The sequence below is a fragment of the Streptosporangium nanhuense genome (assembly GCF_059358815.1).
Map to the genome: position 1 here is coordinate 108,110 of NZ_JCADBG010000028.1, position 9,115 is coordinate 117,224.

Sequence of the window (9,115 nt, forward strand, 5' to 3'; positions counted from 1 at the left end):
CCTCAGGTGCCGGTCGGCGGCCGGCCGGTCCCCGCCGGCCCCGGGCCGGAGACCCTCGACGAACCTCCGGTTCCAAGCGTGGACGACACGCGGGGCGCTCACCGCGAGCAGATCTCGTGCCCTCATGACGTGACCGGCTCCCGCACGATTGACATGATCGGCTCCCGCACGATTTCGGATGGTGACGAAATCACGACAGGCCGAGTTCGTTGTCGAGCATTTCGAACATCTCGTTGTCCGTGGCCGAGTCGATGTCGAACTCGGTGTCGCCGGAATCACCCAGGAGTGCCGCCCATTTGGCCCGCAGAATGTCCAGGCGCGCCGCGACCTGCCTGTGCGCGTCGGGATCGACGGTCGCCTCGGTGAAGGCCTTCTCCAGCTTCGCGAGCTCGGTCAGGAGCGTCGCGGACCCCGTCCGCCCGGCCAGGCCGAGCCGGTCGAGCAGGTGGCCGGACAGGGCGAGCGGCGTGGGATGGTCGAACACCAGGCTGACCGGCAGGCGCAGCCCGGTGGCGCCGGCCAGCCGGTTGCGCAGCTCGACGGCGGTGAGCGAGTCGAAGCCCAGCTCCCTGAAGGCCCGGTCCGGTTCGACGGAGTCGGTCCGGGCGTGCCCGAGCACGGCCGCCACCTGGCCGCGTACGAGATCCAGGAGCGTCTCGACGCGCTCGTCGGCGCCGAGGGCGGTCAGGTCGCGCAGCAGGGTGTCCGGCTCCTCGCGCCTGCTCGCGGCCGTCCGGCGCCTGGCGGGGGCCAGGCCCCTCAGCAGCGGCGGGACCTCCTCTCGCGCCCGCAGGGCCGGCAGGTCGAACCGGACCGGCACCAGCACCGGCCGGTCCACGGCGCCGGCGGCGTCGAACAGCTCCAGTCCCTGCTCCACCGACAGCGGGCGGATGCCCTCGCGCGCCATCCGCCGCCGGTCGGTGTCGGCGAGCCCGCCGGTCATGCCACCGGTCATCACGCCGTCCTGCGCCCAGGGCCCCCAGGCCAGCGACATCGCGGCCAGCCCGGCGGCCCGCCGGTGGTGGGCCAGGCCGTCGAGGAAGGCGTTGGCCGCGGCGTAGTTGCCCTGTCCCGCGCCGCCCGCCACACCGGCCACCGACGAGAAGAGCACGAACGCGGCGAGATCCATGTCCCGGGTGAGCTCGTGCAGGTGCCAGGCGGCACCCGCCTTGGGCCACAGCACGGTGTCCAGCCGCTCGGGGCTCAGGGAGGGGATCGTCGCGTCGTCCAGCACTCCCGCCGCGTGGACGACCGCGGTCAGCGGATGCCCGGCGGGTACGGCGGCCAGCAGGTCCGCGAGCGCGCCCCGGTCGGACACGTCGCACGCGGCGACGGTGACCTCGGCACCGCGGGCGGCCAGCTCGGCCCGCAGCTCGGAGGCGCCGGGCGCCTCCGGTCCCCGGCGGCCGGCCAGCAACAGCCGCCGCACCCCGTGCTCGCCCACCAGGTGCCGCGCCACCTCGGCACCGAGGCCGCCCGTACCGCCGGTGATCAGCACCGTGCCCTCGGGGTCCCAGCGCCGTACGCCGTCGTCCTCGCCCGGTGCCGGTGCCGATGCCGATGTTGGTGCCGGTGCCAGGCGTGCCGCTCTCAGCGCTCCGTCGCGCACCGCCACCTGCGGCTCGCCGCAGGCCAGAACGGCCGACAGCAGCGCCCCGGAAGGCTCGAACGGCGTGTCGAGATCGACGAGTACGAACCGGCCGGGGTTCTCCGCCTGCGCGGCACGGACCAGCCCCCACACGGCGGAACCCGGCAGGTCGGTCACCCGGTCGCCGTCCTGGGCCGCGACCGCGCCGCACGTCATCACCACGAGGGTGGTGTCGCCGAACCGTTCCTCCGCGAGCCAGCGCTGCAGCAGGCCCAGAACGCGGGCGGTGGACGCGCACGTCGCGGCGATGACGTCCACGGAGTCGCCGGCGAGGAGCGGGCCCACGGCCACGGCACGCGGCGCGCCGTCCCGCAGTGCGTCCAGGGTGGTGAGATTCTCGGCCGGCGCCGTCTTCAGGAGCTCCCCTGCCGGCAGCGTCGCATCCGGCGGGGCGTCCAGGGAGGCGAGCTCCCCGGCGCGCGGCGCCACATCCGGCATCACCGCGTCCAGCATCGCCGCGTCCAGCACCACCACGTCCGGTTCCGCGATGGCGGGCGGCGCCTCGGGCAGGGGCGTCCACTCCAGCTGGAACAGCCCGTCCCCCGCCGCCCGGCGCCCGCCGCCGACGACCGGCCCGCCGGGCGCCGCCGGACGCGAAACCAGGGACTCGGCGGTGAGCACGGGGGCTCCCGCCGCGTCCACCGCGGCCACCGACACCGTGTCCTCGCCGGTCCTGGTCACGCGCACGCGCAGCGTCGTCGCGCCGCCGGCGTGCAGGTGCACCCCGCCCCACGCGAACGGCAGGCGTCCCGCCTCGGGTTCGGCCGCCTCCAGGAACGGCACCGCGTGCACGGCGGCGTCCAGCAGCGCCGGGTGCACGCCGTACGCGCCGGCGTCACCGGCGTCACCGGCCTGCTCCGGCAGGACGACCTCCGCGAACACCTCGTCGCCACGCCGCCAGGCCGCGCGCAGCCCCCGGAAGAGGGGGCCGTACACGAACCCGCCCTCGGCGAACCGGTCGTAGAGGCCGTCCAGCTCGACGGCGGACGCTCCCGCGGGCGGCCACACCTCGGTGTCGAAGGCCTCGGCCCGGTCCGCGGCCTCGCGGCCCCCGCCGCGGAGCACACCGGCCGCGTGCCGTGTCCAGGGGGCGTCGTCGTCCGCGCCGGCCGGCCGCGCGTAGACGCCGAACTCACGCAGGCCCGACGCGTCGGGCGCGCCCGCGGACACCTGCACGTCCATCGCGTCCCGCTCGCCGAACGCGAGCGGGACGGCCATGGTGAGCTCCTCCACCCGGTCGCAGCCGACCTGGTCTCCGGCCCGGATGGCGAGTTCCAGCAGTCCCGAGCCGGGGAAGACCACCATCCCGCCGACGGCGTGGTCGGCGAGCCAGGGGTGCGATCTCGGCGAGAGGCGGCCGGTGAGCACCACCCCGTCCGAGCCGGCCAGCCGTACCGCGGCCCCCAGCAGCGGATGCGCCGCCGCCGCGAGCCCGAGATCCCGGACGTCCCCGGCCCGCCGCCCGCTCGGCCAGAACCACTGGTGCCGGAAGGCGTACGTCGGCAGGTCCACGCGGCGGGCGCCGCCGAACGCGGTCGCGAACACGGCCGTCCAGTCCACCGCGACACCGTGCGCGTGCAACGTCGCCACCGCGGCCATGACCGTGTTTCGTTCGTCGCGGTCGCCGCGCAGCGCCGGGACCAGCACCGCGCCCTCGGCTTCCTCGTCCAGGACGGTCTCCCCGGCCATCGCGGTCAGCACCCCGTCGGGTCCCAGTTCGAGGTACGCGGTGACCCCGCACCGGCGCAGCGTCCCCAGGCCGTCGGCGAACCTGACCCCGCGCCGTACCTGCTCCACCCAGTGGTCCGGCGAGCACAGCTCCTCGGCCGACGCGAGCTCGCCGGTCACGGTCGAGACCACCGGGATCCGCGGCGCCGCGAAGTCCAGGCCCTCGGCCACCTTCCGGAACTCCGCCAGCATCGGTTCCATCAGCGGCGAGTGGAACGCGTGGCTCACCCTCAGCCGCTTCGTCCTGCGCCCCTCCGCCTCCAGCCGGGCGGAGATCCGGACGACCGCCTCCTCGGCACCGGCGATCACCACCGAGGCGGGGCCGTTCACCGCGGCGATGGAGACCTCGTCCTCGCACCCGGCGAGGAGCGGCAGCACCTCCTGCTCGGGCGCCTGCACGGCGACCATCGCGCCGCCCTCCGGCAGCGCCTGCATCAGCCGGGCGCGCGCCGCCACCAGCCGGCACGCGTCCTGGAGCGACAGCACGCCCGCCACGTGCGCGGCCGCTATCTCTCCGATCGAGTGCCCCGCCAGGAAGTCCGGCCTGACGCCCCAGGACTCCACCAGCCGGAACAGCGCCACCTCCAGCGCGAACAGCGCCGGCTGGGTGTATCCGGTCCGGTCCAGCAGCCCGGTGTCGCCGAACGTCACCTCGCGCAGCGGGCGGTCCAGCTCGGGATCCAGGTGGGCCAGCACGGCGTCGAAGGCGTCGGCGAAGACCGGGAACCGCTCGTACAGCCCGCGGCCCATCCCGGCCCGCTGGGCCCCCTGCCCGGTGAACAGCAGCGCGAGCCGGCCCGGGCGCGCGCCACGTCCCCGGACCACTCCCGGCACCGGCCGTCCGTCCGCCACCGCCGCCAGGCCCGCCAGCGCCCCGTCCCGGTCGCCGGCCAGCACCACCGCCCGGTGCTCGAACGCCGAACGGCCCGTCGCCAGCGAGAAGCCGACGTCCGCGAGGGAGACGTCCGGATCGTCCTGGACCCGCGACAGCAGGCGTGCCGCCTGCGCCCGCAGCGCGTCCGCCGTCTTCCCCGACACGAGGACCGGAACCGAAACGGCGCCCGCTTCCTGGCCGGTCGTTCCCTCCGGCGAACCGACCGGCGCACCGATCGGCGAACTGTCCGGCGACCCGACCGGCGACTCGACCGTCGACCCGTCGAGCGGCCGGTTCGCGGCCGGCGCGTCCGGCGCGGCGGCCGGCGTGTCCGCGGCCGGTGGTGCCTGCTCCAGGATCACGTGCGCGTTGGTCCCGCTGATGCCGAACGACGACACCCCGGCCCGCCGCGGCCATCCGAGCCCCGGCCAGGGGCGGTGCCCGGTCAGCAGTTCCACCGCGCCCTGCTCCCAGTCCACGTGCGACGAGGGCGCGTCCACGTGCAGCGTGCCCGGCAGCACTCCGTGGCGCATCGCCATGACCATCTTGATCACACCGGCGACGCCCGCCGCGGCCTGGGTGTGGCCGATGTTCGACTTGATCGACCCGAGAAGCAGCGGGCGATCCTGCGGCCGGTCCTGGCCGTACGTCGCCAGCAGGGCCTGCGCCTCGATCGGGTCGCCCAGGCTCGTACCGGTCCCGTGGCCCTCCACCGCGTCGACGTCCGATGCCGCCAGCCCCGCCCTGGCCAGGGCCTGGCGGATCACCCGCTGCTGGGAGGGGCCGTTCGGCGCGGTCAGCCCGTTGGAGGCGCCGTCCTGGTTCACCGCGGAGCCGCGTACGACGGCCAGCACCTGATGGCCGTTGCGCCGCGCGTCGGACAGGCGTTCCAGCACCAGCGTCCCGACGCCCTCGGACCAGCCGACACCGTCGGCGGCCTCGGAGAAGGACTTGCACCGGCCGTCGGCGGCCAGGCCGCCCTGGGCGCTGAAGTCGATGAACGCCCCCGGGGTCGCCATCACGGTCACCCCGCCGACCAGCGCCAGCGAGCACTCACCGCCGCGCAGCGCCTGTGCCGCGAGGTGCAACGCCACCAGGGAGGACGAGCACGCGGTGTCCACCGTCATCGCCGGGCCCTCCAGGCCGAGGATGTAGGACAGCCGCCCGGACAGCACGCTGCCCGCCGTGCCGGTTCCCATGAAGCTCACCACGTCCGGGGGGAAGTCGGCGCTCGTCGCGTAGTCGTGGTACATCACCCCGGCGAACACACCCGTGTGGCTGCCGCGCAGCGAGAGCGGGTCGATCCCGGCCCGCTCGACCGCCTCCCAGGACACCTCGAGGAGGAGCCGCTGCTGGGGGTCCATCGCCAGCGCCTCACGGGGCGAGATGCCGAAGAAACCGGGGTCGAACTCCCCCGCGTCGTGCAGGAAGCCGCCCTCTCGGACGTAGCTGGTGCCCCGGCGCTCGCGGTCGGGGTCGTACAGCGACTCCAGGTCCCAGCCGCGAGAGGTCGGGAACGCCGAGATCGCGTCCCCGCCCTCCGTGACCAGCCGCCACAGCTCCTCGGGGGAGGTCACCCCGCCCGGGTACCGGCACGCCATTGACACGATCACCACGGGATCGTCGCCGACCGGCGTGACCGGTCGCGCGACCGCCGGCCCGCCGGCCGGGCCGCCGAGCCCGCCCGGCAACTCCGCCAGGAGGAACTCCGTCAGCGCCGTGACGTTCGGGTAGTCGAACACCATCGTCGCGGGCAGCCGCAGCCCGGTGTCCGCGGCCAGCCGGTTGCGCACCTCGACGGCCGTCAGCGAGTCGAAGCCCATGCTCTGGAAGCTGCTCAACGGCTCGATCGCGTCGCCGTCCGCGTGGCCCAGCGCCAGCGCCACCTGGTTCCTGACCAGCTCCAGCAGGACGGCCATCCGCTCACCCGCCCCGAGCGGCGCGAGGCGGTCGACGAGTGTGGTCGCCGCCGCGGTCGTGGCCCGGCGGCGGGCCGACGGCCGGATCAGCCCCCGGAGCAGGAAGGGGACGTCCTCGCCGGTACGGAACGCCGCCAGGTCCAGGCGTGCGGGCAGCAGGGCCGCTCCACCACCCATGACCGTCGCGTTGCCTGTGACCGTCGCGTTGCCCGTAACCGACGTGCTGCCCGTGACCGACACGTCGCCCGTGACCGTCGCGTCGAACAGCGCCAGGCCGTGATCCGGGGAAAGCGGGAGCATCCCGCGCCTGGCGAGCCTGCCCATCCCGGTCTCGCCCAGGGCTCCGGTCATGCCGCTCACCTGGTCCCACGGACCCCAGGCCAGCGAGACCGTCGGCAGCCCCTCGTCCCGGCGGCGCCTGGCGAGCGCGTCCAGGAAGGCGTTCGCCGCCGCGTAGTTGGCCTGCCCGGCCGTCCCGAACGTCCCCGCCACCGACGAGAACAGGACGAATCCGGCCAGGTTCTCGTTCCGGGTCAGCTCGTGGAGATGCCAGGCCGCGTCCACCTTGGGGCGGAACACCTTCTCCAGGCTCCGCGACGTCAGCGTGCCGACCGTGCCGTCGTCCAGCACGCCCGCGGCGTGCACCACCGCGGTCAGCGGGTGCTCGGCCGCCACCCCGGCCAGCAGGCCGGCGACGGCGTCACGGTCCGCCAGGTCGCACGCCACGACGGTCGTCCGGGCGCCGAGTCCGGTGAGCTCCGCCACCAGCTCGTCGACGCCCTCAGCCCGGTCACCGCGACGGCTCGCCAGCGTCAGGTGCCGGATGCCGTGCTCGGTCACCAGGTGACGGGCCAGCATGCCGCCAAGGCCGCCGGTCCCGCCGGTGATCAGCACCGTGCCCTCAGGATCCCAGGCCAGGTCCTCCGGTACGGCGGGAGGGAAGACGCGAGCCAGCCGACCGGCCAGCACGGCACCGTCCCGGATCACCAGCTGCGGCTCGGCCACGGCCAGGGCCGACGGCAGCGCGGCGATCGAGCTCGCGGGCACCTCTCTCGGGGCGCGGCCGTCGCTTTCGCGAAGGGTGTCGCTTTCGTGGAGGGCATCGCTCCCGTTGAGGGCATCGCTTTCGCGGAGGGCATCGCTTTCGCGGAGGGCATCGCTTTCGCGGAGGGCATCGCTTCCGTGGGGGTCGAGGTCGATCAGCGCGAACCGGCCGGGATGCTCCGCCTCGGCGGCACGAACCAGCCCCCACACCGTCGCCGCCACCACGTCACCGCCGTCCACCGCGCCCCGGGTGAGGAAAACCAGCCGCGAACCGGCGAACCGCTCGTCCGCGAGCCAGGAGCGCACCAGGTCCAGCACGGACGACGCCAGGCCGAGGGCGACCATCGGGACCTGGTCACCGGGGTGTCCGGCCTGCGGGACCTCGTCACCCGGGTGCCCGACCACCGGGATCTTGTGGCCGGAGAGCCCGGCCACCGGGACCAGCACCGTTCGTGGCACGGGAGCGTCGCCGTCGTGCGCCTCCCCCAGCAAGCGCAGGTCGGGAGCGGTTCTGATGGGACCGCCCAGCACGGCGGCAAGTGCCTCGGTGAGCCCCCACTCGTCCGGGCCCACCATCGCCAGAGCGCTCGGCGACACCGAGGACACCGGGGATGCCGGGGATGCCAGCGGGACCCAGTCCAGCCGGAACAGGGAGTCCCTTCCGATCGCTCGCGGACCGGCGGCCTGCCCGTCGGAAAGGAGGCGCAGGGTCAGCGACCTGATCGAGGCCACCGGGCCGTCCGCGCCGGCGATCGCGATCGACATCGTGTCAGGTCCGGCCCAGGACAGCCGCACCCGGACCGCCGACGCCCCCGCCGCGTGCAGGGACACGCCCTCCCACGCGAACGGCACCTTACGCCGGGCGTCCTCGCTCCGGTCGAGGAGCAGGCACAGGTGCAGCACCGCGTCCAGCAGCGCCGGGTGCATACCGAACGCCTCGGCCTCGGCCGCTTCCTGCTCGGGCAGAGTGATTTCGGCGTACATGTCCGAGTCACCTCGCCAGGCCGCGGTCAGGCCGCGGAACGCCGGTCCGTAGTCGAAGCCGTCCGCCGCCCGCCCCTCGTAGAAGCCGTCCAACGAGACCGGCGCCGCACCGGCCGGCGGCCACACCGTCGTGTCGAACGGCGGTGTGACATCGGGGCCGGTAAGGGGTTCGTCGACCGCCAGGAGCCCGTTCGCGTGTCGCGTCCAGGTGCGTTCCTCCTCGCCTTCCGGCCGCGCGTACACGCCCAGCGGCCGGTGTCCTCTCTCGTCGGGCTCGCCCAGCCGTACCTGCACCTGGACGCCCCCCTGTTCGGGCAGCGTCAACGGCGCGGCCAGGGTCAGCTCGTCCACCCGCGCGCAGCCGACCTCGTCACCGGCCCGGATCGCCAGTTCCAGGAACGCCGTCGCCGGTACCACCACCCGGCCCGACACCACGTGATCGGCCAGCCACGGCTGGGAGCGCACCGACAACCGGCCGGTGAAGAGCACCTCGCCGCCGCCCGCCAGCTCGACGGCGGCTCCCAGCAGGGGGTGATCCGGCGCTCCGAGCCCGGCGTCGGCCACATCGCCGACGCGGGCGCGCGAAGGCCCCGGCCAGAAACGCCGACGCTGGAAGGCGTAGGTGGGCAGCCCCACCCTGCGGGCGCCGGGGAACGCCGCTCGCCAGTCCACCGGCACCCCGCCCACGTGCAGGGCGGCCAGCGCCGCCATGACCGTTTGCCGCTCGTCCCGGTCCCCGCGCAGGGCCGGCACCAGCAGCACGTCCGCACCGGCTTCGGCTTCCGTGGTCAGGGTGTCCTGTGCCATGGCGGTCAGTACGCCGTCAGGACCGAGCTCCAGGTAGGCCCGCACCCCGTGAGCGTGCAGGGCGCGCACCCCGTCGGAGAAACGGACCGCGCCCCGCACCTGCTCCACCCA

1 protein-coding gene is annotated in these 9,115 nt (G+C 74.9%); it reads right to left on the minus strand.

Features of this window, described 5'->3' with window-relative positions; translation table 11 throughout:
* Nucleotides 1-190 precede the first annotated feature (190 nt).
* Nucleotides 191-9,103 (minus strand): type I polyketide synthase, encoded by an 8,913-nt coding sequence (locus tag AC5L38_RS37960; protein WP_495247633.1) that lies wholly within the window; start codon nucleotides 9,101-9,103, stop codon nucleotides 191-193.
* Nucleotides 9,104-9,115 lie beyond the last annotated feature (12 nt).